The 22,878-nt window shown below is 59.5% G+C and carries 31 protein-coding genes; 29 read left to right on the top strand and 2 right to left on the bottom strand.

All coding sequences use genetic code 11. The features are described from left to right. Positions 1–43 precede the first annotated feature (43 nt). The 25 genes from Q1W40_RS08565 (at position 44) to tatC (ending at position 17,130) form a co-directional block, all read left to right on the top strand. Positions 44–859 carry an ABC transporter ATP-binding protein gene (locus Q1W40_RS08565; protein WP_300710965.1) on the top strand — a complete coding sequence of 272 codons (816 nt, stop codon included), beginning with the start codon at positions 44–46 and terminating at the stop codon, positions 857–859. Beyond that, positions 856–1,641, top strand: a complete 786-nt coding sequence (gene mlaE / locus Q1W40_RS08560; protein ID WP_300710964.1) for a lipid asymmetry maintenance ABC transporter permease subunit MlaE — start codon at positions 856–858, stop codon at positions 1,639–1,641. The genes Q1W40_RS08565 and mlaE overlap by 4 nt, the downstream gene beginning before the upstream one ends. Before the next feature lie 10 nt (positions 1,642–1,651). Further along, positions 1,652–2,131, top strand: coding sequence for an outer membrane lipid asymmetry maintenance protein MlaD (gene mlaD, locus Q1W40_RS08555; protein WP_300710963.1), 480 nt, complete (start codon positions 1,652–1,654; stop codon positions 2,129–2,131). A gap of 8 nt (positions 2,132–2,139) precedes the next feature. Continuing rightward, a complete protein-coding gene (locus Q1W40_RS08550) occupies positions 2,140–2,859 on the top strand; it encodes a VacJ family lipoprotein (protein WP_300710962.1) in 720 nt (239 codons plus the stop codon). A gap of 62 nt (positions 2,860–2,921) precedes the next feature. Then, on the top strand, positions 2,922–3,578 hold the full coding sequence (locus Q1W40_RS08545; protein WP_300710961.1) for a phospholipid-binding protein MlaC: 657 nt from the start codon (positions 2,922–2,924) through the stop codon (positions 3,576–3,578). A 20-nt stretch (positions 3,579–3,598) separates the two neighbouring features. Beyond that, entirely contained in the window at positions 3,599–3,880 is a 282-nt protein-coding gene (locus tag Q1W40_RS08540) for an STAS domain-containing protein (RefSeq protein WP_300710960.1), read from the top strand. A gap of 93 nt (positions 3,881–3,973) precedes the next feature. Next, the gene (locus Q1W40_RS08535; protein WP_300710959.1) at positions 3,974–4,903 is read left to right on the top strand and encodes an ABC transporter ATP-binding protein; all 930 of its coding nucleotides are present in this window, start codon (positions 3,974–3,976) and stop codon (positions 4,901–4,903) included. Next, positions 4,900–5,655 carry an ABC transporter permease gene (locus Q1W40_RS08530; RefSeq protein ID WP_108326388.1) on the top strand — a complete coding sequence of 252 codons (756 nt, stop codon included), beginning with the start codon at positions 4,900–4,902 and terminating at the stop codon, positions 5,653–5,655. Before Q1W40_RS08535 ends, Q1W40_RS08530 begins: the two co-directional genes overlap by 4 nt. 5 nt (positions 5,656–5,660) lie before the next feature. After that, positions 5,661–5,903 carry a BolA family protein gene (locus Q1W40_RS08525; RefSeq protein WP_300710958.1) on the top strand — a complete coding sequence of 81 codons (243 nt, stop codon included), beginning with the start codon at positions 5,661–5,663 and terminating at the stop codon, positions 5,901–5,903. Positions 5,904–5,916: 13 nt separating this feature from the next. Next, the gene (murA, locus tag Q1W40_RS08520; RefSeq protein ID WP_300710957.1) at positions 5,917–7,182 is read left to right on the top strand and encodes a UDP-N-acetylglucosamine 1-carboxyvinyltransferase; all 1,266 of its coding nucleotides are present in this window, start codon (positions 5,917–5,919) and stop codon (positions 7,180–7,182) included. Then, entirely contained in the window at positions 7,179–7,820 is a 642-nt protein-coding gene (hisG, locus tag Q1W40_RS08515) for an ATP phosphoribosyltransferase (RefSeq protein WP_300710956.1), read from the top strand. The genes murA and hisG overlap by 4 nt, the downstream gene beginning before the upstream one ends. 2 nt (positions 7,821–7,822) lie before the next feature. Beyond that, complete coding sequence (gene hisD / locus Q1W40_RS08510; RefSeq protein WP_300710955.1) at positions 7,823–9,166, top strand: histidinol dehydrogenase; 1,344 nt, start codon at positions 7,823–7,825, stop codon at positions 9,164–9,166. Beyond that, positions 9,163–10,248 (top strand): histidinol-phosphate transaminase, encoded by a 1,086-nt coding sequence (gene hisC / locus Q1W40_RS08505; protein WP_300710954.1) that lies wholly within the window; start codon positions 9,163–9,165, stop codon positions 10,246–10,248. Before hisD ends, hisC begins: the two co-directional genes overlap by 4 nt. Continuing rightward, entirely contained in the window at positions 10,245–10,835 is a 591-nt protein-coding gene (hisB, locus tag Q1W40_RS08500) for an imidazoleglycerol-phosphate dehydratase HisB (protein ID WP_300710953.1), read from the top strand. Before hisC ends, hisB begins: the two co-directional genes overlap by 4 nt. Position 10,836: 1 nt before the next feature. Further along, on the top strand, positions 10,837–11,493 hold the full coding sequence (gene hisH, locus Q1W40_RS08495; protein ID WP_300710952.1) for an imidazole glycerol phosphate synthase subunit HisH: 657 nt from the start codon (positions 10,837–10,839) through the stop codon (positions 11,491–11,493). Between the two features lie 49 nt (positions 11,494–11,542). Beyond that, positions 11,543–12,283: a 1-(5-phosphoribosyl)-5-[(5-phosphoribosylamino)methylideneamino]imidazole-4-carboxamide isomerase gene (hisA, locus tag Q1W40_RS08490; RefSeq protein ID WP_300710951.1), complete on the top strand. Its 741-nt coding sequence runs from the start codon at positions 11,543–11,545 to the stop codon at positions 12,281–12,283. 2 nt (positions 12,284–12,285) lie between these two features. Then, positions 12,286–13,134, top strand: coding sequence for a D-hexose-6-phosphate mutarotase (locus Q1W40_RS08485; protein ID WP_300710950.1), 849 nt, complete (start codon positions 12,286–12,288; stop codon positions 13,132–13,134). A 22-nt stretch (positions 13,135–13,156) separates the two neighbouring features. Continuing rightward, complete coding sequence (gene hisF / locus Q1W40_RS08480; protein WP_300710949.1) at positions 13,157–13,957, top strand: imidazole glycerol phosphate synthase subunit HisF; 801 nt, start codon at positions 13,157–13,159, stop codon at positions 13,955–13,957. Positions 13,958–13,966: 9 nt separating this feature from the next. Beyond that, on the top strand, positions 13,967–14,356 hold the full coding sequence (gene hisI / locus Q1W40_RS08475; protein ID WP_300710948.1) for a phosphoribosyl-AMP cyclohydrolase: 390 nt from the start codon (positions 13,967–13,969) through the stop codon (positions 14,354–14,356). 4 nt (positions 14,357–14,360) lie between these two features. Beyond that, complete coding sequence (locus tag Q1W40_RS08470; RefSeq protein WP_300710947.1) at positions 14,361–14,738, top strand: phosphoribosyl-ATP diphosphatase; 378 nt, start codon at positions 14,361–14,363, stop codon at positions 14,736–14,738. Positions 14,739–14,745: 7 nt separating this feature from the next. Beyond that, a complete protein-coding gene (locus Q1W40_RS08465; RefSeq protein WP_300710946.1) occupies positions 14,746–15,108 on the top strand; it encodes a hypothetical protein in 363 nt (120 codons plus the stop codon). A gap of 19 nt (positions 15,109–15,127) precedes the next feature. Beyond that, the gene (locus Q1W40_RS08460; RefSeq protein ID WP_300710945.1) at positions 15,128–15,484 is read left to right on the top strand and encodes a histidine triad nucleotide-binding protein; all 357 of its coding nucleotides are present in this window, start codon (positions 15,128–15,130) and stop codon (positions 15,482–15,484) included. A gap of 96 nt (positions 15,485–15,580) precedes the next feature. Beyond that, positions 15,581–15,808, top strand: coding sequence for a Sec-independent protein translocase subunit TatA (gene tatA / locus Q1W40_RS08455; protein WP_108326368.1), 228 nt, complete (start codon positions 15,581–15,583; stop codon positions 15,806–15,808). A 26-nt stretch (positions 15,809–15,834) separates the two neighbouring features. Continuing rightward, positions 15,835–16,302 carry a Sec-independent protein translocase protein TatB gene (tatB, locus tag Q1W40_RS08450; protein ID WP_108326366.1) on the top strand — a complete coding sequence of 156 codons (468 nt, stop codon included), beginning with the start codon at positions 15,835–15,837 and terminating at the stop codon, positions 16,300–16,302. 42 nt (positions 16,303–16,344) lie between these two features. Further along, positions 16,345–17,130: a twin-arginine translocase subunit TatC gene (gene tatC, locus Q1W40_RS08445; RefSeq protein ID WP_300710944.1), complete on the top strand. Its 786-nt coding sequence runs from the start codon at positions 16,345–16,347 to the stop codon at positions 17,128–17,130. A gap of 66 nt (positions 17,131–17,196) precedes the next feature. Here the strand turns inward: tatC and Q1W40_RS08440 are convergent, their stop codons facing one another. After that, positions 17,197–18,348, bottom strand: a complete 1,152-nt coding sequence (locus Q1W40_RS08440; RefSeq protein ID WP_300710943.1) for a trypsin-like peptidase domain-containing protein — start codon at positions 18,346–18,348, stop codon at positions 17,197–17,199. Positions 18,349–18,447: 99 nt separating this feature from the next. Between Q1W40_RS08440 and Q1W40_RS08435 the strand changes: the two genes are divergently transcribed. Both Q1W40_RS08435 and pdxA read left to right on the top strand, forming a co-directional pair. After that, positions 18,448–19,200, top strand: coding sequence for a Nif3-like dinuclear metal center hexameric protein (locus tag Q1W40_RS08435; protein ID WP_300710942.1), 753 nt, complete (start codon positions 18,448–18,450; stop codon positions 19,198–19,200). Between the two features lie 12 nt (positions 19,201–19,212). Continuing rightward, on the top strand, positions 19,213–20,259 hold the full coding sequence (gene pdxA, locus Q1W40_RS08430) for a 4-hydroxythreonine-4-phosphate dehydrogenase PdxA (protein WP_300710941.1): 1,047 nt from the start codon (positions 19,213–19,215) through the stop codon (positions 20,257–20,259). Between the two features lie 12 nt (positions 20,260–20,271). Here the strand turns inward: pdxA and mscL are convergent, their stop codons facing one another. Continuing rightward, positions 20,272–20,700, bottom strand: a complete 429-nt coding sequence (gene mscL, locus Q1W40_RS08425; RefSeq protein ID WP_300710977.1) for a large conductance mechanosensitive channel protein MscL — start codon at positions 20,698–20,700, stop codon at positions 20,272–20,274. A gap of 146 nt (positions 20,701–20,846) precedes the next feature. Between mscL and petA the strand changes: the two genes are divergently transcribed. After that, the gene (gene petA / locus Q1W40_RS08420) at positions 20,847–21,443 is read left to right on the top strand and encodes a ubiquinol-cytochrome c reductase iron-sulfur subunit (RefSeq protein ID WP_300710940.1); all 597 of its coding nucleotides are present in this window, start codon (positions 20,847–20,849) and stop codon (positions 21,441–21,443) included. An 11-nt stretch (positions 21,444–21,454) separates the two neighbouring features. Then, on the top strand, positions 21,455–22,864 hold the full coding sequence (locus Q1W40_RS08415; RefSeq protein WP_300710938.1) for a cytochrome bc complex cytochrome b subunit: 1,410 nt from the start codon (positions 21,455–21,457) through the stop codon (positions 22,862–22,864). Positions 22,865–22,878 lie beyond the last annotated feature (14 nt).

Genomic DNA, 22,878 nt, shown 5'->3' with positions numbered 1-22,878 from the left:
CGCTAAGATCACAAGAGCCGGTTTTCCCGGCTCTTGCTTTTTCATGAATACGCCCAATCCATCCACCCTCGTTGAACTGCGTGACCTGAGCTTTGGCTACGGTGAGCGTTTGATTTTGAAAAATCTGAGTTTCAAAATCCCGCGTGGTCAAGTCACGGCCCTGATGGGCGTCTCGGGTGGTGGCAAGACCACCGTGCTTCGGCTCATCGGTGGGCAAATCCGGGCGCAGCAGGGACAAATGCTGTTGGATGGCCAGGATGTGGGCCGCATGCAGCAAACCGAGCTGTACGCCGCACGACGTCGCATGGGCATGTTGTTTCAGTTTGGTGCCTTGTTCACCGACATGAGCGTGTTCGACAACGTGGCTTTCCCTTTGCGTGAGCACACGGCCTTGTCGGAAGACCTGATCCGCGACATCGTGCTCATGAAGCTCGATGCGGTGGGTTTGCGTGGTGCACGGGACTTGAAGCCGTCCGAAATTTCCGGTGGCATGAGCCGCCGTGTGGCCTTGGCACGCGCCATTGCGCTCGATCCCGACCTGATCATGTACGACGAGCCCTTTGCGGGCCTGGATCCCATTTCCTTGGGCACAGCGGCGCGTTTGATTCGCCGCCTGAACGACAGCTTGGGCATCACCAGCGTGATCGTCTCGCACGATGTGACCGAAACCTTCGAGATCGCCGACCATGTGGTGATCCTGGCCAATGGCGGTCTGGCCGCACAAGGCACGCCTGCCGAGTTGCGCGCCAGCACCGACCCTCTGATCCACCAGTTTGTGCATGCGCTCAGCGATGGGCCAGTGCCTTTCCACTACCCCGCACCGACCGCTGCCGAAGATTACGACCGGAGGTCTGCATGAATGTGATCCAGATGCTGGGTGCATTGGGCGCGGCCACCCGCGAGGCCTTGGCCGATTGGGGCTTTGGCGCCCGTTTGTTTTTCAAACTGCTCAAGATGTCGGGCGCGGCGCTCAAGCGTTTTGGCTTGGTGCGCGACCAGGTGCATTTCCTGGGCAATTATTCTCTGGCCATCATCACGGTGTCGGGGCTGTTTGTGGGTTTCGTGCTCGGTTTGCAGGGTTACTACACCTTGCAGCGCTATGGCTCGGCCGAGGCCTTGGGTTTGCTGGTGGCGCTCAGTCTGGTGCGCGAGTTGGGCCCCGTTGTGGCGGCCCTCTTGTATGCAGGTCGCGCCGGTGCGTCGCTCACGGCCGAGATCGGTTTGATGCGCGCGGGTGAGCAGCTCACCGCACTGGAGATGATGGCCGTTGACCCAGTGCAACGCATTTTGGCGCCCCGCTTCATGGGCGGCGTGATTGCTTTGCCTTTGCTCACGGCTGTGTTCAGCGCCGTCGGTATTTTCGGTGGCTATGTGGTGGGGGTGCTGCTCATCGGTGTCGATGCGGGCTCGTTCTGGAGCCAGATGCAAGGTGGCGTGGATGTGTTCAAGGATGTGGGCAACGGCATCGTCAAGAGCATTGTGTTCGGTGTGGCCGTGACCTTCATTGCCTTGTTGCAAGGTTACGTGGCCAAGCCCACCCCCGAGGGCGTGGCCAGTGCCACCACCCGCAGTGTGGTGGTTTCTTCTTTGTCGGTTTTGGGCCTGGACTTCATCCTCACAGCGATGATGTTCAGCATTTGAGGAGGACGAGATGCAGCGTTCAAAAAATGATATCTGGGTGGGTTTGTTTGTCTTGTTGGGCGCGGTGGCCGTGCTGTTTCTGGCGCTCAAATCGGCCAATTTGCTGACCTTGAATTTCCGTTCGGACTACGAAGTCAGCGCCAAATTCGACAACATCGGTGGCCTCAAGCCGGGTGCTGCCGTCAAGAGCGCTGGCGTGGTGGTGGGTCGCGTCAAGACCATTGCTTTCGATGGTGAGTCTTTCCAGGCCAAAGTCATTTTGGCTTTGCAATCGGAAAACCAATTTCCTCAAGACAGCTCGCTCAAGATCCTCACCAGCGGCCTGTTGGGTGAGCAGTACCTCGACATTGCGCCCGGCGCCGATGAAAAGAACCTGGCCGCAGGCGACAAGATCGGCTCTACACAGTCCGCGGTGATCCTGGAAAACCTGATCAGCCAGTTTCTTTACAGCCAAGCCGAAAAACCCAAGGCGGAAGGCAGCAAGCCATGAGTTCAGAGATGAAGCGCTGGCTTGCAGGGTTGGCTGCTGTCGCGTTGTTGTCCTTGCAAGGTTGTGCCAGTGTCAAGAGCGCAGATGCACGCGATCCGTGGGAGTCGATGAACCGCAGCGTTTACAACTTCAACGATGCCGTTGACACAGTGGCCATCAAGCCTGCCGCACAAATTTACGTGAATGTGGTTCCCAGTTTTGTCCGAACCGGTTTGCACAATGTCGTGAGGAATTTGGGCGATGTCTGGTCCATGGCCAACAGTGCCATGCAGTTGAAAGGCCAGCATGCGGCAGAGAGCTTCATGCGTGTGACGGTGAACACCGTGTTTGGCTTGGGTGGCTTGCTCGACATTGCGACAGAAATGCGTCTGGAGCGGCACAAGGAAGATTTTGGACAAACTTTGGGCCATTGGGGTGTGAAGCCGGGGCCTTATGTGGTGCTGCCCATCTTGGGGCCTTCGACCTTGCGTGACGGACTGACCTTGCCTGTGGATTACCAAGGCGATGCAACGCGTCAGTTCAGCGATCAAGCCACGCGCAACAGCCTGACCGCCGTGCGCATCGTGGATGTGCGCGCCAGTTTGCTCAAAACCGTGGACACGGTCAAAGAAGCCTCACTCGATCCTTATTCGTTTGTTCGCGATGCCTATCTGCAAAAGCGGGAAAACGATGTCCATGATGGAAACCCGCCGTCCAGTTTTGATTACAGCGATGTCGATGCCCAGTGAGTGCATTTGGCCTCGTTACAGTTGCTCACAAGCGCTTGTTCAATCGCCTTTATAGTTTCCGCATGAAGAATCCAATTGCCCTCTTTTCATTGAGCCGCCGCCAGATTTTGGGTGCGGCCTTCGCAGCTGCCGTGGTGTCATCGACCGGTGCCGCTTGGGCCGCCGATGAGGCCGCTGAAGTTTTCATCAAGCGCATTACCAATGAAACGCTGGACATCATCAAAGCCGACAAAGCCCTGCGCAATGGCGATGTGAACAAATTGACGCAACTGGTCGATGACAAGCTCATGCCGCATGTGAACTTCCGCCGCATGACGGCTTTGGCGACTGGCCCTGCTTGGCGCAAAGCCACGCCCGAGCAGCAAAAACGCTTGCAAGACGAATTCAAGATTTTGTTGGTCCGCACCTATGCCGGCGCACTCAGTCAGGTCAGCGACCAGGTGGTGGTGGTCAAGCCCTTGCGTGGTGGACAGGAAGACAAGAACTTGGTGGTTAACACCGAAGTGCGCGGCAAAGGCGATCCGATCCAGCTCGATTACCGTCTGGAAAAAACACCAGGCGAAGGTGCTGGTTGGATGATTTTTGACCTGAATGTGCTCGGCGTTTGGTTGATCGAGAACTACCGCACCCAATTCACCAAGGAAATCAATGCAGGCGGCATTGATGCGTTGATCGCCAGTTTGGCGGCGCGCAACAAATCCAACGCCCGCAATTCTTGATCCACGCTGGAGTCGAGACCATGAATGCTTTGAAGTTGCCACCCAGTTTGATGCATGAGCAGGCCGATGCGTGCTTGTCGCAGTGGATCCGTCAGCTTCAATCGCAAGCGCCTCAGCCGGAGCCCGTGTTGGTCGATGCCTCCGCGCTCAGCGACTTTGACTCTTCGGCCTTGGCTGTTTTGTTGGGTTTGCGTCGTGTGGCCAAGGCGCAGGGGCGTTCGGTCCTGGTGGAGGGCATGTCGGCCCGTTTGAGCGAATTGGCCGCTTTGTACGGCGTGCTCGACCTTTTGCAGCCCGCCTGAGCTTGTTTCGGGGGCAAATCCCCTCTCTTTTTGCCTTGTTCCAGGCCATTGAGCCGCCTTCACGTGGGTCAGCACTTAAAATAAGCCCCTCCCATGTCTGCGCTCTCATTTCAAACCGTCTCGAAAATCTACCCTGCCAAACAGGCAGGCGCCGCCGCATTCCGTGCGCTCGATCAGGTCAGCTTCGAAGTGGAGGAGGGCGAGTTCTTTGGTTTGCTGGGCCCCAATGGCGCTGGCAAGACCACCTTGATCAGCATCCTGGCGGGCTTGACCCGTGCCAGCCAAGGGCAGGTTCTGGTGCATGGCCACAATGTTCAGAGCGATTACGCAGCAGCACGCCGCTTGTTGGGTGTGGTCCCGCAAGAGCTGGTGTTTGACCCTTTTTTCACCGTCCGTGAATCCCTGAAAATCCAGTCGGGTTATTTCGGCGTCAAGAAGAACGACGCTTGGATTGACGAGCTGCTCGACAGCCTGGGCTTGACCGACAAAGCCCATGCCAACATGCGCCAGCTCTCGGGCGGCATGAAGAGGCGTGTGCTGGTGGCGCAGGCCTTGGTGCACAAGCCGCGTGTGATTGTTCTGGACGAGCCCACGGCGGGCGTGGACGTTGAACTGCGTCAAACACTTTGGCAGTTCATTGCCAAACTCAACAAACAAGGCCACACCGTCTTGTTGACCACCCACTACCTCGAAGAGGCCGAGGCCTTGTGCGGCCGCATTGCCATGCTCAAGCGCGGCGAGATGGTGGCGCTGGAGAAAACATCGGTCTTGCTCAAGTCCGCCACCAGCCAGGTGCTGCGCTTCAAGCTCGATGGTGAGTTGCCCACTTCGGTGGCTGCTCTGGCGCGTGTCACAGGCCGCATCGTGCAGGTGCCTGTCAACAACGCGCTGGACATTGAGACGTGCCTGAACACGGTGCGATCAGCGGGTCTGGTGGCCGAAGACGTCGAGATTCGCCAGGCCGATCTGGAAGACGTGTTCCTCGAAGTGATGAACCGCAACCAGTCTGGAGCCATGAAATGACCGGCTGGCAAACCCTGCTGTACAAAGAAGTCCTGCGCTTTTGGAAAGTCGCTTTTCAGACCATCGCAGCGCCCGTACTCACCTCGGTGCTCTACATGCTGATCTTCGGCCATGTGCTCGAAGACCATGTCAAGGTCTACGACCAGGTGGCCTACACCTCGTTCTTGCTGCCGGGTCTCATCATGATGGGTGTGTTGCAAAACGCTTTTGCCAACAGCTCATCAAGCCTGGTGCAAAGCAAGATCATGGGCAACCTCGTGTTTTTGTTGCTCACCCCCCTGTCGCACCGCAGCTGGTTTGTGGCCTATGTGGGCTCTTCGGTGGTGCGTGGCTTGGCTGTGGGCCTGGGTGTGTTCGTCATCACCGGGTGGATGGTCAACATCCAGTTCGTCTACCCCTTGTGGATTTTGGCCTTTGCCATCATGGGCGCGGCCATGATGGGGGCTTTGGGTGTCATCGCCGGTCTTTGGGCCGAGAAGTTCGATCAGATGGCCGCTTTCCAGAACTTCATCATCATGCCCATGACCTTTTTGTCGGGCGTGTTTTATTCCATCCATTCGCTGCCCGCTTTCTGGCAGCAGCTGAGCCACCTCAACCCGTTTTTCTACATGATCGACGGTTTTCGTTACGGCTTTTTTGGACAGAGCGATGTGTCGCCCTGGACCAGCTTGGGTGTGGTGGCCACGGCCCTGGCCCTGGTCAGTGGCGTGACCCTTCACCTTTTGCGCACCGGCTACAAGATCCGGAGCTGAACACCATGAATGCAGAGCAACTTCGTTCCATCATCGCGGCCGGTCTGGCGTGCACACACCTGGAGGTCGATGGGGATGGTCGCCATTGGAGTGCGGTGGTCGTGTCCGAATCGTTCACCGGTTTGCGTCTGATTGCACGCCATCAAAAGGTGTATGCCACCTTGGGACAAAAAATCCAGACCGACGAGGTGCATGCCTTGTCGATGAAAACCTACACCCCTGCCGAATGGGCGGCTTTGCCTCGCTGAGTGATTTGAAAACATGGACAAACTGAAAATTCGCGGTGGCAAGCGCCTCCATGGCGTGCTGGACGTCGCTGGCGCCAAAAATGCCGCATTGCCCGAGTTGTGCGCCGCCTTGCTGAGCGCTGAGCCGGTCACTTTGGTGAATGTGCCGCGCTTGCAGGACGTGGCCACCATGCTCAAGCTGATTCGGAACATGGGGGTCACGGCCGAGCACCATGAAGACGGTCGCGTGACCCTGGACGCAGGCGGCTTGAACAACCCCGAGGCGCCCTATGAACTGGTGAAAACCATGCGTGCTTCGGTGCTGGCCCTGGGGCCCTTGCTTGCCCGTTTTGGCAAGGCCAAGGTGTCCTTGCCCGGCGGCTGCGCCATCGGTTCACGCCCAGTGGACCAGCACCTCAAAGGCCTGCAGGCCATGGGCGCCGAGATCACGGTCGAGCACGGTTACATGCTGGCCAGCCTGCCCGCAGGCCGCACCCGATTGAAGGGCGCGCACATCACCACCGACATGGTGACGGTGACCGGCACTGAAAACTTCATGATGGCCGCCGCTTTGGCCGAAGGCGAGACTGTGCTCGAAAACGCTGCACAAGAGCCCGAGATCACCGACTTGGCCGAGATGCTCATCAAGATGGGCGCGAAGATCGAAGGCCACGGCACCAGCAAGATCCGCATCCAGGGTGTAGAGCGTTTGCATGGTGCCGAGCACCAGGTGGTGGCCGACCGCATTGAGGCAGGCACTTTCTTGTGCGCTGTGGCCGCCACCGGCGGTGATGTGGTGTTGCGCCATGGCCGCGCCGACCATCTGGATGCGGTCATCGACAAGCTGCGTGATGCTGGCGCCACGATTGAAGCGGGGGCTGATTTCATCCGCGTGAAGTCCGAAGGTCGCCTGAAAGCCCAGAGCTTTCGCACCACCGAATACCCAGGTTTTCCGACCGACATGCAGGCCCAGTTCATGGCGCTCAATTGCATCTCGCAAGGTGCCAGCAAGGTGACCGAAACGATTTTTGAAAACCGTTTCATGCACGTCAACGAACTGGTGCGCCTGGGCGCGCACATCCAGATCGACGGCAAGGTCTCGGTGATTGAAGGTGTGGAAAAGCTCTCGGGCGCCACCGTGATGGCGACCGATCTGCGCGCCTCAGCCAGTCTGGTGATCGCCGGTCTGGTGGCCGAAGGCGAAACCATCGTGGACCGCATTTACCACCTGGACCGCGGCTATGACCGCATGGAAGCCAAACTCCGCGCCGTGGGCGCCGACATCGAAAGAGTGAAATGATCACGCTGGCCCTGTCCAAAGGACGCATCTTTGACGAAACCCTGCCGCTGCTGCTGGCCGCAGGCATCGAGGTGCTCGAAGACCCCGAAAAATCCCGCAAGTTGATCCTGCCCACCAACCAGCCCAATGTGCGCGTGGTCTTGGTGCGTGCCAGCGACGTGCCCACCTATGTGGAATACGGCGGCGCCGATCTGGGCGTGACCGGTTTGGACACCTTGATTGAACATGGTGGCCAGGGTCTGTACCAGCCGCTGGATCTGAACATCGCCAAATGCCGCATGAGTGTGGCGGTGCGTGCCGATTACGACTACGCCAGTGCCGTGCGCACAGGCTCGCGCCTGAAGGTGGCGACCAAATACACCGCCATTGCGCGCGACTTTTTCGCGACCAAGGGTGTGCACGTCGACCTGATCAAGCTCTACGGCAGCATGGAACTGGCCCCGCTGACGGGGCTGGCCGATGCGATTGTCGATCTGGTGTCCACCGGCAACACGCTCAAGGCCAACCATTTGGTCGAGGTCGAGCGCATCATGGACATCAGCTCGCGTCTGGTCGTGAACCAGGCCGCGCTCAAGCTCAAACAGGCGCCGATCCGCGCCATCATCGACGCCTTTGCGGGCGCCGTGAAGAAAGACTGAACATGGGTCTGCAAGCCAAACCATTGCAACTGAACACGGCGGACGCCGGTTTTGAAGCGGCCTTCGCGGCCCGCCTGCATTGGTCTGCCGACACCGACGCCGCCATCGAGCAGCGCGTGGCCGACATCCTGGCCGATGTGCAACAGCGCGGCGATGCGGCCGTGCTCGAGTACACCCAGCGTTTTGACGGCCTGCAAGCGGCCGATGTGAAGGCGCTGGAGATCACCCAGGCCGAGCTGCAAGCCGCGCTGGACAGCCTGCCTGCCGTACAGCGCGAAGCCCTGCAAGCCGCTGCCGCCCGTGTGCGCAAGTACCACGAAGCGCAAAAAAAGGCGTCTGGTGAAAGCTGGTCTTACCATGACGAAGACGGTACGCTGCTGGGGCAAAAAGTCACGCCGCTGGACCGCGTGGGCATTTACGTCCCCGGTGGCAAAGCGGCTTACCCCTCGTCGGTGTTGATGAACGCCATCCCCGCCCATGTGGCCGGGGTGCAGGAGATCATCATGGTGGTGCCCACGCCTCAAGGTGTGCGCAACCCCCTGGTGCTGGCCGCCGCCTGTGTGGCCGGTGTGAGCCGCGCCTTCACCGTGGGCGGTGCGCAGGCCGTGGCGGCGCTGGCCTACGGCACGGCCACCATCCCCAAGGTGGACAAGATCACCGGCCCGGGCAACGCCTATGTGGCCAGCGCCAAAAAGCGCGTGTTCGGCACCGTGGGCATCGACATGATTGCGGGCCCCTCAGAAATTTTGGTGCTGGCCGACGGCACCACGCCCGCCGAATGGGTGGCGATGGATCTGTTCAGCCAGGCCGAGCACGACGAGTTGGCGCAAAGCATTTTGCTGTGCCCCGATGCGGCTTACATCGCCGAGGTGCAAGCCGCCATTGACCGACTGCTGCCCGAAATGCCCCGTCGCGAGATCATTGCCAAGAGCCTGAACGACCGGGGTGCGCTGATCCTCACGCGCAACATGGAAGAAGCCTGCGCCATCAGCAACCGCATCGCGCCCGAGCACCTGGAGGTGTCGAGCAATGAACCGCACCGCTGGGAGCCGCTGCTGCGCCACGCGGGGGCCATCTTTTTGGGCGCGTTCACCAGCGAATCGCTGGGCGACTATTGCGCTGGCCCTAACCACGTTCTGCCGACCAGCGGCACGGCACGCTTCTCTTCGCCGCTGGGCGTGTACGACTTTCAAAAGCGCAGCAGCCTGATTGAGGTGAGCGAAGCGGGTGCACAGCCACTGGGCCGCATTGCCGCCGAGCTGGCTTATGGCGAAGGCCTGCAAGCCCACGCCCGTGCCGCCGAACTCCGTTTGAACCCTGTGCCCCCGATGCGAGACCCGAAATGAGCAACGTCAGTCCCCAACTCATGCAACGCATCCGCCAAGACGTGCAGTCCATGCACGCCTACGCCATCCAGGATTCGGTGGGCATGGTCAAGCTCGACGCGATGGAGAATCCGCACAGTCTGCCGCCTGAGCTGCAAAAGGCCTTGGGCGAGCGCTTGGGCGCTTTGGCCCTGAACCGTTATCCCAATGGCCGTGTTGACGACTTGCGCCAAGCATTGGCCAGCTATGCTGGCATGCCCGAAGGCTTCGACATCATGCTGGGCAATGGCTCGGACGAGTTGATCTCGCTGTTGGCCATGGCCTGCGATGTGCCCGGAGCCAGCATTCTGGCCCCGCTGCCCGGCTTTGTGATGTACGCCATGAGCGCCCAACTGCAAGGCTTGGCCTTCCACGGTGTGCCGCTCACGGCCGACTTTGAACTCGACGAAGCCGCCATGCTGGCAGCCATTGCCGAGCACAAGCCGTCCATCGTCTACTTGGCTTACCCCAACAACCCCACCGGCAACCTCTGGAACGACGAGACGATCGAGAAGATCGTGCTCGCCCAGGGCGCGCAAGGCGGATTGGTGGTCATGGACGAGGCTTACCAGCCCTTTGCCAGCAAGAGCTACATGGACCGCATCACGCGCCATGCGCACGTTTTGCTGATGCGCACGCTCAGCAAGTTTGGCCTGGCTGGGGTGCGCCTGGGCTACATGGTGGGCCCCAAGGCCTTGGTCGCCGAGATCGACAAGGTGCGCCCGCCTTACAACATCAGCGTGCTCAATTACGAGTGCGCCCTGTTCGCGCTGGAGCATGCCGAGGTGTTTGCCGCGCAAGCCAAAGACCTGCGCGAGCAACGTGCCCGCCTTCTGAAAGAGTTGGCCGCCTTGCCCGGCGTGCAGCCTTTCCCCAGCGAAGCCAACATGATCCTGGCCCGCGTGCCCGATGCGGCCAAAGCCTTTGAAGGTATGAAAGCACACGGTGTGCTGATCAAGAACGTTTCTAAAATGCACCCATTGCTGGCCAACTGCTTGCGCATGACGGTGGGCACCGCCGCAGAAAACGACCAACTCCTTGCCGCTTTGAAAGTCTCCTTATGAACCGCTCAGCAAACGTCACCCGCAAGACGGCCGAGACGAACATCCGCGTCGCCATCAACCTGGACGGCACGGGCCAAGCCAAACTGGCCAGCGGCATCGGTTTTCTGGACCACATGCTCGACCAGATCGCGCGCCACGGCCTGATCGATCTGGACATCGCTTGCGAAGGCGACCTGCACATCGACGGTCACCACACGGTCGAAGACATTGGCATCACGCTGGGTCAGGCGTTTGCGCAGGCCATTGGCGACAAAAAAGGCATCCGCCGTTATGGCCACGCCTATGTACCGCTCGACGAAGCCTTGAGCCGCGTGGTGGTGGACTTTTCGGGTCGCCCTGGCCTGTACATGGACGTGAACTTCACCTCGGGTTCTTTGGGCACGCTCGACACCCAGCTGGTGTACGAGTTCTTCCAGGGCTTTGTGAACCACGCGCTGTGCACACTGCACATCGACAACCTCAAGGGTGTCAACGCGCACCACCAGTGCGAGACCATCTTCAAGGCCTTTGCTCGGGCTATTCGCGCGGCGCTCGAGCTGGATCCCCGCTCGGCGGGTGTGATCCCTTCCACCAAAGGCAGCCTCTGACATGAGCGTCAATCGCGTTGCAGTGGTGGACTACGGCATGGGCAACCTGCGCAGTGTGGCGCAGGCGGTGATCCATGCGGCCTCCAGCGTGGACCATGCCGAGGTCACCGTGACTTCTGACCCGCAAGTCGTGCGCAACGCCCACCGCGTGGTCTTGCCAGGGCAGGGCGCCATGCCCGACTGCATGCGCGAGCTGCGCGAGTCGGGCTTGCTGGACGCCGTGCTCGAAGCCGCCGCCAGCAAACCGCTGTTTGGCGTGTGTGTGGGCATGCAAATGCTGCTGGACCACAGCGACGAGGGCAACACGCCGGGCCTCGGCTTGATCCCCGGCCGTGTCGTCAAGTTTGAGCTGGCAGGGCAAATTCAGCCCGACGGTACCCGCTACAAAGTGCCGCAAATGGGCTGGAATCAGGTTTGGCAAGCCTCGCCAGCCCACCCTTTGTGGAGCGGCATTGACGATGGCAGCTGGTATTATTTTGTGCACAGCTTCTATGCCAAGGTCGCCAACCCAGCGCACGCTGCGGCGGAGACCGATTACGGTGGTCGCTTTGCCTGTGCGATTGCCCGTGACAATATTTTTGCCACCCAGTTTCACCCCGAAAAAAGCGCGGCCCAAGGCCTGGCCTTGTTCCGCAATTTCCTCCACTGGCAGCCTTGAGAAGTTTTCACTGCCGTTTTTCAGCCCCTCAGTCTTTTTTTAATTCGCCATGATTCTGATCCCCGCCATTGACCTCAAAGACGGCCACTGCGTTCGCCTCAAGCAGGGCGATATGGACCAAGCCACGACTTTTGGCGAAGACCCTGCCGCCATGGCCCGCACCTGGCTGGAAAAAGGCGCACGCCGCCTGCACCTGGTGGATCTGAACGGCGCGTTCGCGGGCAAGCCGCAAAACTTCGGCGCCATCAAATCCATCCTCAAGGCCGTGGGCGACGACATCCCGGTTCAGCTGGGTGGCGGCATCCGCGATCTGGACACGATCGAAAAATACATCGACAGCGGCCTGCGCTACGTCATCATCGGCACCGCCGCCGTGAAGAACCCCGGCTTCTTGAAAGACGCCTGCACCGCGTTTGGCGGCCACATCATCGTGGGCCTGGACGCCAAGGACGGCAAAGTGGCCACCGACGGCTGGAGCAAGCTCACCGGCCACGAAGTGGTGGACCTGGCCAAGAAGTACGAAGACTGGGGCGTCGAGTCCATCATCTACACCGACATCGGCCGCGACGGCATGCTCAGCGGCATCAACATCGACGCCACCGTCAAGCTGGCGCAGGCGCTCACCATTCCGGTGATCGCCTCGGGCGGTTTGTCCAACATGGCCGACATCGAACAGCTGTGCGCGGTAGAAGACGAAGGCGTCGAAGGCGTGATCTGTGGCCGTGCGGTGTATTCCGGTGACCTGGACTTTGCGCTGGCCCAGCAACGCGCCGATGAGCTGAACGGCTGAACATGAGCACTGGCGCCACCAGCCGCGAGGTGCTGTTCGCGGGACTGCCTGCCACCGAGTTGCAATTGCCCAATGGTGACCGGGTGGTCGTGGCGCACCACGGTGCCCATGTGTTGTCCTGGGTGGCCGGTGGCCGTGAGCGTCTGTACCTGAGTCCTCAAAGCGTGATGGATGGCCAGGCGGCCATTCGCGGTGGCATTCCGGTGTGTTTTCCCCAGTTCAACCAGCGGGGTGATTTGCCCAAGCATGGTTTTGCACGCAACCAATCGTGGACGGTCAAACCCGCGCGCCTAGAAGATGACCAAGCCCATCTGGTGCTGACGTTGAACGACAGCGCCGCCACACGCCAGTGGTGGGACCAGGCCTTTGAAGCGCTGTTGCTGATCGAATTGACGCCCGGCGCACTGCAGGTGGACTTGGCGGTGCGCAACACCGACAGCAAGCCACTGAGTTTCACCGGGGCGCTGCACACCTATTTCGCGGTCAGCGATGTGGCGCAGGCCCGATTGTTTGGCCTGGGTGGTCAGGCCGAATGGGATGCGGTCAAAGACCGTCACGCCACCGCAGCGCCTGAACTGCGCTTTTTGGGCGAGTTTGACCGCGTCTACTCCGCGGCTCCGCAAGGCTATGAGCTGCAAGACGGCCCACACACCCTGTCGATTGAGCAAGACATGGATTGGGCCCAGACCGTGGTCTGGAACCCGGGTGCAGCCAAATGCGCAGCCCTGGCCGACATGCCAGCTGACGGTTGGCAGCACATGCTGTGTGTGGAGGCGGCACAGGTGTACGAACCGGTTGGCATTGCGCCGGGTGATTTCTGGCAGGGCGCACAGCGTCTGCGCGTGCTCTGATTTTTTGAAAAGATAGCTTTCCATGCTGGCCAAACGCATCATTCCCTGCCTTGACGTGACCGGTGGTCGTGTGGTCAAGGGCGTCAATTTCGTCGAACTGCGCGATGCCGGAGACCCGGTCGAAATCGCCGCCCGCTACAACGAGCAGGGCGCCGACGAACTCACCTTCCTGGACATCACCGCCACCAGCGACGGGCGCGACGTGATCCTGCACATCATCGAAGCCGTGGCCAGCCAAGTCTTCATCCCGCTCACCGTGGGTGGGGGTGTGCGTACCGTCGAAGACGTGCGCCGCTTGCTGAATGCCGGTGCCGACAAAACCAGCTTCAACTCGGCTGCGATTGCCAACCCGCAAGTCATCCGTGACGCATCGGCCAAATACGGCGCGCAGTGCATCGTCGTCGCTATCGACGCCAAGCGACGCACGCCTGACGACGAACAGCGCATCGGCATCCATGGCTTGCCCATGGGCCCCGGTTGGGACGTCTACAGCCACGGCGGCCGAAAAAACGTGGGCCTGGACGCCGTGGCCTGGGCCACGCAAATGGCCGAGTACGGCGCAGGCGAAATCTTGCTCACCAGCATGGACCGTGACGGCACCAAAAGCGGCTTTGACCTGCAACTGACCCGCGCCGTGAGCGACGCCGTCAGCGTGCCCGTGATCGCGTCTGGCGGCGTGGGCAACCTCGACCACTTGGCCGACGGCGTGAGCATTGGCGGCGCCGACGCCGTGCTGGCGGCCAGCATCTTTCATTACGGTGAATACACTGTGCAACAAGCCAAGCAGCGCATGCGCGAGCGTGGTATTTCTGTCCGTCTTTGATCGCACACCATGAATTGGCTCAATCAAATCAAATGGGATGAACACGGGCTGGTTCCGGCCATTGCCCAAGAAGCATCGACGGGCGATGTGCTCATGTTCGCCTGGATGAACCGCGAAGCCCTGCAAAAAACAGCCGAGCTCAAGCGCGCTGTTTATTTCAGCCGCTCACGCAAGAAGCTGTGGTTTAAAGGCGAGGAGTCCGGCCATGTGCAGACTGTGCACGACATTCGCCTCGATTGCGACAGCGATGTGGTCTTGCTCAAAGTGACCCAGCTGGGGCATGAGCCCGGCATCGCTTGTCACACGGGACGTCACAGCTGTTTTTTCCAAAGCCTGCAAGGCGAAGATTGGGTTGCGGCCGATCCCGTGCTCAAAGACCCTGAAACCATATACAAATAAGCCCATGAGCGACCTCAACTCAAACGACACGCTGGCGCGTTTGGCGGCCATCATCGAAAGCCGCAAAGCGGCCAACGGCGGCGACCCCGAAAAAAGCTATGTGGCCCGCCTGCTGCACAAAGGCCCAGACGCCTTTTTGAAGAAGATTGGCGAAGAAGCCACCGAGACCGTGATGGCCGCCAAAGATGTGGACCACGGGGGCGATGCGTCCAAGCTGGTTTATGAGGTGGCTGATTTGTGGTTTCACAGCATGATTGCGCTGGCGCATTACGGCCTGACGCCTGCCGATGTGGTCAACGAGTTGGCTCGCCGTGAAGGCTTGAGCGGACTGGAAGAAAAAGCCCTGCGCAAAGCGCAAGCACGCGAAGCCGCAGGCGAGTAAGCCCCCCATGAACGCACCTGCCAACGACGACAGCAACCTCACGGTCAGCTGGGTCAGCTACATCCTGCACCTGATCGTGGCGGTCAGTGTGGTGACCCCGGGTGGGCAAATGGGCCCGGCTTTGTTGGTGGTCGCCTTGGTCATCGATCTGGTCAAAAAGGGCGATGTCACGGGTTGGGAGGCTAGCCATTTCAGCTTCCGCATCCGCACCGTGCTTTGGGCGGCGGTGTTGTACCTTGTCACGGTGCCTTTGTGGTTTTTCTTTTTGTTCCCTGGCTGGGTGGCTTGGGGGCTGATTTCCATCTGGTTTTTGTACCGGATCGTCTTGGGCATGGTGCGCCTGAATGCGCAGCGCCCGGTGAGTGACTGATCCTGAAAGTGTGTGAACGATGAGCGATTCCAACTGTATTTTTTGCAAAATCATCGCGGGTCAGATCCCCTCTCGCAAAGTGCATGAAGACGAGCATGTGTTTGCTTTTCATGACATTTCCCCTTGGGCGCCTGTGCACTTCCTGATCATCCCGAAGCTGCATGTGCCATCGATGGCGCACCTGACGCCTGCCCATGAGGGTCTGATGGGCCACATGATGACGCTGGCGCCCAAGCTGGCTTTGCAAGAAGGCTGCAAACCTTACCCGGAGGGCGGATACCGAATTGTGCTCAATACCGGTGCTGAAGGTGGTCAGGAAGTTCATCACTTGCACATGCATGTGATGGGCGGGCCTCGCCCTTGGCTCAAGGGCTGAGGCCCCGGTTTCCCTATTCAATTCCTGACTTGATCAAGGTCGTTCAGATTCGTGGGGTGTATCCCCTTAGAATTCAACAAACATTAGGAGTTTTCCATGGGTTCTTTTTCCATTTGGCATTGGTTGATCGTCTTGCTCATCGTGGTCATGGTCTTTGGCACTAAAAAGCTCAAGAACATGGGCTCAGACTTGGGCGGTGCCGTCAAAGGCTTCAAGGATGGCATGAAAGATGGTGGTGCATCTGCTGCAGACGACAAGTCGGTGGCCGCACCGGCAGTGGCTGAAAAAGCCACCATTGACGTTGAAGCCAAGACCAAGTCTTGATCGCTTGAAACAACGAATGCGCTGCTGTGCTTGACTTAGGCATCTCCAAAATGGCGCTGATCGGGGTGGTGGCGTTGATCGTCATCGGCCCCGAAAAGCTGCCCAAGGTCGCGCGTACTCTGGGGGCCTTGATCGGCAAAGCCCAGCGGTATGTGTCTGACGTGAAAGCCGAGGTCAATCGGTCCATGGACCTTGAAGAGCTCAAAAAAATGAAGGAGACGATGGAGACCGCCGCCCGTGATGTCGAGCAGTCGGTTCAGACCACCGCTTCTGAATTTGAAAAAGATTGGGCAGAAACCACGGCCGGCTTGGCCAGTGAATTGCCTGAACTGGAGTCGCCGCCACCCAGTTACAAACATCCGGACAAAAATTGGCGTCTCAAGCGTGGCGCCGTACCTCAGTGGTACAAGGCGCGCTCGGGTGTGCGCACCAAGGCGCTCTCTGGTGCGGCCCGCGTGGCGCGCTACAGGCCAAAGTCTCTCAACACTTTGTGACGGGTGCGCCCCTTTGGGGCAGGCCGTCCAATCCATTGCCCTATGTCCGACACCAACCCTCAAGACGAACTCACTGGTTCTGAACAGCCCTTCGTTGCCCATCTCATTGAACTTCGGGATCGACTGGTTCGTGCGGTCGCTGCGATAGCTGTGGCGGCTGCGGTGTTGGCCATTTTCCCCGGCCCGGGTGAGTTGTACGATATTTTGGCCCAACCCCTGGTGGCGCACTTGCCCAAAGGGGCCACCTTGATCGCCACTTCGGTGATTTCACCTTTCATGGTGCCCTTGAAGATCTTGTTGATGGCGGCTTTCCTGATCGCTTTGCCGATGGTGCTTTACCAAGTGTGGGCGTTTGTGGCGCCTGGCCTGTATGCCCATGAAAAAAAGTTGGTTCTCCCTTTGGTAGTTTCCAGCACGCTCTTGTTCTTGATCGGTGTTGCGTTTTGCTATTTCTTCGTCTTTGGACAGGTCTTTGCGTTCATCCAGGGCTTTGCACCGAAGAGCATCACCGCCGCGCCTGACATTGAGGCTTATCTGAGTTTTGTGCTCACCATGTTCTTGGCCTTTGGTCTGGCTTTTGAAGTGCCTGTGGCCGTGGTGGTTCTGGCCCGCATGGGCGTGGTGACTGTGCAAAAACTCAAGGACTTTCGGGGCTATTTCGTGGTGCTGGCTTTTGTGATCGCTGCCGTGGTCACGCCGCCCGATGTGGTGTCCCAACTGGCCTTGGCCATTCCCATGTGCTTGCTGTATGAACTGGGCATTTGGGCGGCGCAGATTTTCATCAAGCACACCCAGGCGCCCGAAGAGGCTGAAGAAGCAAAAGCTTGATTTGAGCGACGGATCATGAAAAAAGGGAGCGTAAGCTCCCTTTTTTGCGCCTGTTGGGGTCCGATGTCAGCGGTTGGGTTTGCGTTGTGTGGGGCGCTCGGTGGGCGTCAGGCGCAAGACCAGTTCACCATGCCGGCGCCAGACCTTCACATCGGTGGCGCTGCCCGGTTGCAAGCTGGCCACTTGCGTCAGCAGCTCCGACACATTGCCCACGTTCTGGCCTCCAACTTGAACGATCACGTCACCAGGGCGGATGCCAGCTTTGGCCGCAGGACCGTTTTGCAACACGCCAGTGATGACCACGCCTTGCGGCAAGGCTTGCTTGCCAGCAGCGGGCAGCTGAAAGCTCTCGGCCAATTCGGGCGTCAGGTCCTGGGGCTCCACGCCGATCCAGCCGCGTGAGACTTTGCCGTTTTTGAGCAGGTCTTGCATGACTTGCTTTGCAGTGGACACGGGAATGGCAAAGCCAATGCCCATGTTGCCGCCAGAGCGCGAATAAATCGCGGTGTTGATGCCCATCAGATGGCCATGCACATCGACCAATGCGCCACCTGAATTGCCGGGGTTGATGGCCGCATCGGTCTGGATGAAGTTCTCGAAAGTGTTGATGCCCAGTTGACTGCGTCCCAGTGCGCTGACGATGCCCGATGTCACGGTCTGGCCCACGCCAAAAGGGTTGCCAATGGCCAGCACCACGTCGCCGACTTGCAAATCCTGGGGTTGCCCCAGCACGATGACCGGCAATTTGTCGAGCTGGATTTTCAGCAGCGCCAAATCGGTGTCCGGGTCGGTGCCGATCACTTTGGCCGCTGCACGTCGGCCGTCCGCCAAAATCACCTCGATGTCGTCAGCGTCTTCGACCACATGGTTGTTGGTCAGGATGTGGCCTTCGGGGCTGACGATCACGCCGCTGCCCAGACCGCCTGTGTTCTCTTCCGGGTCACCCTCGAAAAAGCGCGACCATGGATCGGTGTTGCGCGATGTGCGGTTTTTGCTGGTGCTGATGCTGACCACTGCGGGTGATGCTTTTTGGGCTGGAGCACTCAGGCTGCCGGCGGGACGGTTCAAGGGCGAGCCAGCGGGCGCTTGCAACAGCGTCATGCCGTCGGCCGAGCGTTGCGTGCTGCGCAGCCATTCAGGTTTGAGGCTGGCCACCACAAACCAGGCGGCCAACAAGACGGTGACCCACTGAGAGAAAAAGAGCCAATAGCGTTTCATGCAAGCGATTGTCCTTGATCTTTTCCTGTGCGTGTTCAGAAGGTGTCAGGTCCAGACCGCCTTGGGCCACAATAGAAGCCATTGCCAAGAGATGCTCACATGACCGATGCCAAAACCCTGGGCCTGGCGCTGGATGCGCTGCTGGAGCCGGACAAGTTCAAAGATTACGGCCCCAATGGCCTTCAGGTCGAGGGCGACCGCGAGGTGCGCTTGCTGGTCAGTGGTGTGACCGCCAGCCGCGCCCTGATCGAGGCCGCCATAGCGGCGAACGCCGATGCCATTTTGGTCCACCATGGTTTGTTCTGGCGTGGGCAGGATGGCCGAGTGACGGGCTGGATGCGGGAGCGACTGCGCTTGCTGCTGGCACATGGCATCCATCTTTTCGCGTACCACTTGCCTTTGGATGCCCATGCCGAGTTGGGCAACAACGCACAATTGGGGCGCCTGTTGGGCTTGCAGTCAGATGGACGCTTTGGTGAGCAAAATCTTGGATTCATCGGCCAGGGCGATCAAATGTGGGACACAGCCCAGAGCCTGGCCGATCACGTGGCGCGGGTGTTGGGGCGGCAGGTGACTTGTGTCTCTGGCTCCGAGCGTCCAATTCGCAGAATCGCTTGGTGCACCGGTGGCGCGCAAGGCTACTTTGAATCGGCCATGGCGGCGGGGGCCGATGCATTCATCACCGGCGAAATCTCCGAGCCGCAAGCCCATTTGGCGCGAGAGTCCGGCGTGGCCTTTTTGGCCTGCGGGCACCACGCCAGCGAACGGTATGGTGCGTCAGCCGTGGGCGCGCGCATCGCCCAGGACCTGGGGTTGGCGCACCGCTTCATCGAAATCGATAACCCCGCTTGATGGGGGCCCGACATGACACAACTGCCTTTGGCCATCACCCCGGGTGATCCGTGTGGGATCGGCCCTGAAATCATCGCCCGCGCATGGCGTGATGCACCCTCGGCAACGCGCCACTGTTTTGTGGCGGGTGATGTGGGCGTGATGCGCCGAGCCATGGCTTTGGTGCAAGCGGCACCGGCTTTCGCGGTGTGCGAAATCGACAGCCCGGCACAAGCCTTGACCGTGCCGCCCCGTTGCTTGCCGGTGCTGCAAGTGGTGCCCACAGCGCCTGCCCTGCCTTGGGGACAGGTGGATGCGCGTGCGGGTCAGTTGGCTGGCGAGGCCGTCTTGTGGGCCACGCGTGCTGCCTTGCGTGGCGAGGTGGCGGGGCTGGTGACTGCGCCCTTGCACAAGGAGGCCTTGCATGCCGCAGGTGCCCCTTATGACCAGTATCCGGGGCACACCGAATTGCTGCAGGCCGAAGCCGCTCGGCATGCGGGCGTATCGCTGGCGCAGATGCCGGTGCGCATGATGCTGGCCAATGAGGAGTTGCGCACGGTCCTGGTCAGCATCCATGTGTCCTTGCGCGAAGCATTGGACGCCATCACAGTGGACCGCGTCTTGCAGACTTTGCGCATCACCCATTTGTCGCTGTCGAGGGTGTTGGGACGCGCACCACGCATGGCGGTGGCGGGCGTGAACCCCCATGCAGGGGAGGGCGGCTTGTTTGGCCGCGAAGAAATTGAAGTGTTGCACCCGGCCCTGGAACAAGCTCGCGCCGAAGGCCTGGATGTGCATGGGCCCTATGCCCCAGACACCGTCTTCATGCGGGCACGGCGGCAAGCCGATGGCCGCCGCGAGTTCGATGTGGTGATCGCGATGTACCACGACCAGGGCTTGATCCCGGTCAAGTATTTGGGGGTGGAGCAGGGTGTGAACGTGACCTTGGGCTTGCCACTGGTCAGGACCAGTCCTGACCACGGCACCGCCATGGATCTGGCGGGTCGCGGCGTGGCCGATGCCAGCAGCATGGTCCAGGCCATCCGCATGGCCTGGCAGCTGGTCAGTGGTGGGCGCTGACTGCGCGGTGCGTCAACCCTTGTTTTTGAGGCTGTCGCGGATTTCGCGCAACAACAAAACGTCCTCAGGGGTGATGGCTTCGGTGGGTGCAGCGTCCACTGGTTGGGATGCCACCATTTTGTTCATCTGACGGATCATCACAAAGATGATGAAGGCCAGGATGATGAAATTCAACGCCACGGTGATGAAGCTGCCGTAGGCGAACACAGCGCCGATCTTTTTGGCCTCAAGCAGGGACAGGCCTGCTGCTTGCCCTGCCAAGCCAATGTAATAGCTGGAAAAGTCCAAGCCTCCGAATGCCTTGCTGATGAGCGGCATGATCAAGTCGCCAACGGCGGAATCGACAATTTTGCCGAAGGCGCCACCAATGATCACGCCCACAGCCAAGTCCATCACGTTGCCTTTAACCGCGAAAGATTTGAATTCTTGAAAAAATGACATGGGAATCCTCTTCGAAAAATGTGAATCATAAAGTTTATTTTTTGTTGGGGGCAAATCAACTGTCCTCAAGCTTTGTAAGTCGGTTGCCTGTTTCACTCCGCTACAATCCTCGGTTGACCCCGATAACGACTCGCTAGAGGAATCCCATGAGTGACACCCCAGTCGACAGCAGCAAGCGGACGTGGCTGATTGCCTCCACTTGCGCAGGCGCCGTAGGCGCTGGCTTTGTGGCCACCCCCTTCGTCAGCAGCTTCCAACCCTCCGAACGTGCTAAAGCCGCTGGCGCAGCCGTCGAAGTGGACATTTCCGCCCTCAAAACGGGTGAGAAGCTCACTGTCGAGTGGCGCGGCAAACCAGTTTGGATCATGAAGCGCTCGCCTGAGCAGCTCGAATCCTTGAAAAAGGTCGAGGGCAGTCTGGCCGACCCGACATCCAGTCGCAATGCTTACCCCACGCCTGAATACGCCAAGAACGGTCACCGTTCGATCAAGCCTGAAATCATGGTGGCTGTGGGTATTTGTACCCACTTGGGCTGCTCGCCTGGAGAAAAATTTGCAACCGGTGCCCAGCCCTCGCTGCCGGATGACTGGCAGGGTGGTTTCCTCTGCGCATGCCATGGTTCGACGTTCGACCTCGCTGGTCGCGTTTTCAAGAACAAGCCTGCGCCTGACAACCTCGAAGTGCCTCCGCACATGTACCTGTCTGACACCAAGTTGCTCATTGGTGAAGACAAGAAGGCCTGATGGAGAACGACATGGCTGAATTCAAAGAAATTTCCCCCAACGCGCCTGCTGGCGAAAAACTGCTGAACTGGGTGGACAACCGCTTCCCCGCTTCCAAGCTCTACAAAGAGCATTTGAGCGAATATTACGCACCGAAGAACTTCAACTTCTGGTACATGTTTGGCTCTTTGTCCTTGTTGGTGTTGGTCATCCAGATCGTCACCGGGATTTTCCTGGTCATGCATTACAAGCCTGATGCGGCTGTGGCTTTTGCCTCTGTCGAATACATCATGCGCGATGTGCCTTGGGGCTGGTTGATCCGCTACATGCACTCCACAGGCGCTTCAGCTTTCTTTGTGGTGGTGTACCTGCACATGTTCCGTGGCCTGATGTACGGCAGCTACCGCAAGCCGCGCGAGCTGGTCTGGATCTTCGGTTGTGCGATTTTCCTGTGCCTGATGGCCGAAGCCTTCATGGGCTACCTGCTGCCATGGGGCCAGATGTCCTACTGGGGCGCCCAGGTGATCGTGAACCTGTTCTCGGCCATTCCTTTCATCGGTCCTGATCTGGCTTTGCTGATCCGTGGTGACTTCGTGGTGGGCGACGCCACCTTGAACCGCTTCTTCAGCTTCCACGTGATCGCTGTGCCTTTGGTCTTGCTGGGTCTGGTGGTGGCGCACATCATTGCGCTGCACGAAGTCGGCTCCAACAACCCGGACGGCGTTGAAATCAAGGGCCCCAACGCCCCCAAAGATGCCCAAGGTCACCCACTGGACGGCATCCCTTTCCATCCTTACTACACAGTGCACGATATCTTTGCAGTGAGCCTGTTCCTGATGGTGTTCACCGCGATTGTGTTTTTCGCGCCTGAGTTCGGTGGTTACTTCCTTGAGTACAACAACTTCATCCCGGCCGATCCACTGACCACGCCTTTGCACATTGCACCTGTGTGGTACTTCACGCCGTTCTACTCCATGCTGCGTGCCATCACCAGCGAGATGATGTATGCCTTGATCGCTTGCGTGGTCATCGGTGCTGTCCTGGCTGTGGCCAAAGGCAAACTGCCTCAGTTGCTCAAGGGCGCTGTGATCGGTGCTGCTGTGGTGGTTTCCGCCATGATGCTGGCCATCGATGCCAAGTTCTGGGGTGTGGTCGTCATGGGTGGCGCTGTTGTCATCCTGTTCTTCTTGCCATGGCTGGACAACAGCCCCGTCAAGTCGATCCGCTACCGTCCTGACTGGCACAAATACCTGTATGCCGTGTTCGTGGTCAACTTCCTGATCCTGGGCTACTTGGGTGTGCAGCCTCCATCGCCTATTGGTGAGCGTGTCTCTCAAGTCGGTTCCTTGTTTTATTTCGGCTTCTTCCTGTTGATGCCTTGGTGGAGCAAGCTGGGTACGCCCAAGCCCGTTCCTGACCGCGTGACCTTCACGCCTCACTGAGATCACGGAGATTC

The sequence above is a fragment of the Limnohabitans sp. genome (genome assembly GCF_030158565.1).
In the GTDB taxonomy this organism is placed as follows: domain Bacteria; phylum Pseudomonadota; class Gammaproteobacteria; order Burkholderiales; family Burkholderiaceae_C; genus Limnohabitans_A.
The sequence above is the reverse complement of the archived record's forward strand: the minus strand, read 5'-3'. Positions and strand labels throughout refer to the sequence as shown.

Bases quoted from the DNA above. Each gene is read 5' to 3' on its own strand.
- tatA (WP_108326368.1), top strand. From the start codon at position 15,581: ATGGGTTCTTTTTCCATTTGGCATTGGTTGATCGTCTTGCTCATCGTG.
- mlaE (WP_300710964.1), top strand. From the start codon at position 856: ATGAATGTGATCCAGATGCTGGGTGCATTGGGCGCGGCCACCCGCGAG.
- mscL (WP_300710977.1), bottom strand. From the start codon at position 20,700: ATGTCATTTTTTCAAGAATTCAAATCTTTCGCGGTTAAAGGCAACGTG.
- hisF (WP_300710949.1), top strand. From the start codon at position 13,157: ATGCTGGCCAAACGCATCATTCCCTGCCTTGACGTGACCGGTGGTCGT.
- Q1W40_RS08485 (WP_300710950.1), top strand. From the start codon at position 12,286: ATGAGCACTGGCGCCACCAGCCGCGAGGTGCTGTTCGCGGGACTGCCT.
- Q1W40_RS08535 (WP_300710959.1), top strand. From the start codon at position 3,974: ATGTCTGCGCTCTCATTTCAAACCGTCTCGAAAATCTACCCTGCCAAA.
- hisI (WP_300710948.1), top strand. From the start codon at position 13,967: ATGAATTGGCTCAATCAAATCAAATGGGATGAACACGGGCTGGTTCCG.
- hisH (WP_300710952.1), top strand. From the start codon at position 10,837: ATGAGCGTCAATCGCGTTGCAGTGGTGGACTACGGCATGGGCAACCTG.
- hisA (WP_300710951.1), top strand. From the start codon at position 11,543: ATGATTCTGATCCCCGCCATTGACCTCAAAGACGGCCACTGCGTTCGC.
- mlaD (WP_300710963.1), top strand. From the start codon at position 1,652: ATGCAGCGTTCAAAAAATGATATCTGGGTGGGTTTGTTTGTCTTGTTG.
- Q1W40_RS08545 (WP_300710961.1), top strand. From the start codon at position 2,922: ATGAAGAATCCAATTGCCCTCTTTTCATTGAGCCGCCGCCAGATTTTG.
- Q1W40_RS08440 (WP_300710943.1), bottom strand. From the start codon at position 18,348: ATGAAACGCTATTGGCTCTTTTTCTCTCAGTGGGTCACCGTCTTGTTG.
- petA (WP_300710940.1), top strand. From the start codon at position 20,847: ATGAGTGACACCCCAGTCGACAGCAGCAAGCGGACGTGGCTGATTGCC.
- Q1W40_RS08525 (WP_300710958.1), top strand. From the start codon at position 5,661: ATGAATGCAGAGCAACTTCGTTCCATCATCGCGGCCGGTCTGGCGTGC.
- pdxA (WP_300710941.1), top strand. From the start codon at position 19,213: ATGACACAACTGCCTTTGGCCATCACCCCGGGTGATCCGTGTGGGATC.
- Q1W40_RS08540 (WP_300710960.1), top strand. From the start codon at position 3,599: ATGAATGCTTTGAAGTTGCCACCCAGTTTGATGCATGAGCAGGCCGAT.
- Q1W40_RS08465 (WP_300710946.1), top strand. From the start codon at position 14,746: ATGAACGCACCTGCCAACGACGACAGCAACCTCACGGTCAGCTGGGTC.
- Q1W40_RS08435 (WP_300710942.1), top strand. From the start codon at position 18,448: ATGACCGATGCCAAAACCCTGGGCCTGGCGCTGGATGCGCTGCTGGAG.
- hisB (WP_300710953.1), top strand. From the start codon at position 10,245: ATGAACCGCTCAGCAAACGTCACCCGCAAGACGGCCGAGACGAACATC.
- tatC (WP_300710944.1), top strand. From the start codon at position 16,345: ATGTCCGACACCAACCCTCAAGACGAACTCACTGGTTCTGAACAGCCC.
- Q1W40_RS08460 (WP_300710945.1), top strand. From the start codon at position 15,128: ATGAGCGATTCCAACTGTATTTTTTGCAAAATCATCGCGGGTCAGATC.
- Q1W40_RS08530 (WP_108326388.1), top strand. From the start codon at position 4,900: ATGACCGGCTGGCAAACCCTGCTGTACAAAGAAGTCCTGCGCTTTTGG.
- Q1W40_RS08565 (WP_300710965.1), top strand. From the start codon at position 44: ATGAATACGCCCAATCCATCCACCCTCGTTGAACTGCGTGACCTGAGC.
- Q1W40_RS08415 (WP_300710938.1), top strand. From the start codon at position 21,455: ATGGCTGAATTCAAAGAAATTTCCCCCAACGCGCCTGCTGGCGAAAAA.
- hisC (WP_300710954.1), top strand. From the start codon at position 9,163: ATGAGCAACGTCAGTCCCCAACTCATGCAACGCATCCGCCAAGACGTG.
- hisG (WP_300710956.1), top strand. From the start codon at position 7,179: ATGATCACGCTGGCCCTGTCCAAAGGACGCATCTTTGACGAAACCCTG.
- Q1W40_RS08550 (WP_300710962.1), top strand. From the start codon at position 2,140: ATGAAGCGCTGGCTTGCAGGGTTGGCTGCTGTCGCGTTGTTGTCCTTG.
- murA (WP_300710957.1), top strand. From the start codon at position 5,917: ATGGACAAACTGAAAATTCGCGGTGGCAAGCGCCTCCATGGCGTGCTG.
- Q1W40_RS08470 (WP_300710947.1), top strand. From the start codon at position 14,361: ATGAGCGACCTCAACTCAAACGACACGCTGGCGCGTTTGGCGGCCATC.
- hisD (WP_300710955.1), top strand. From the start codon at position 7,823: ATGGGTCTGCAAGCCAAACCATTGCAACTGAACACGGCGGACGCCGGT.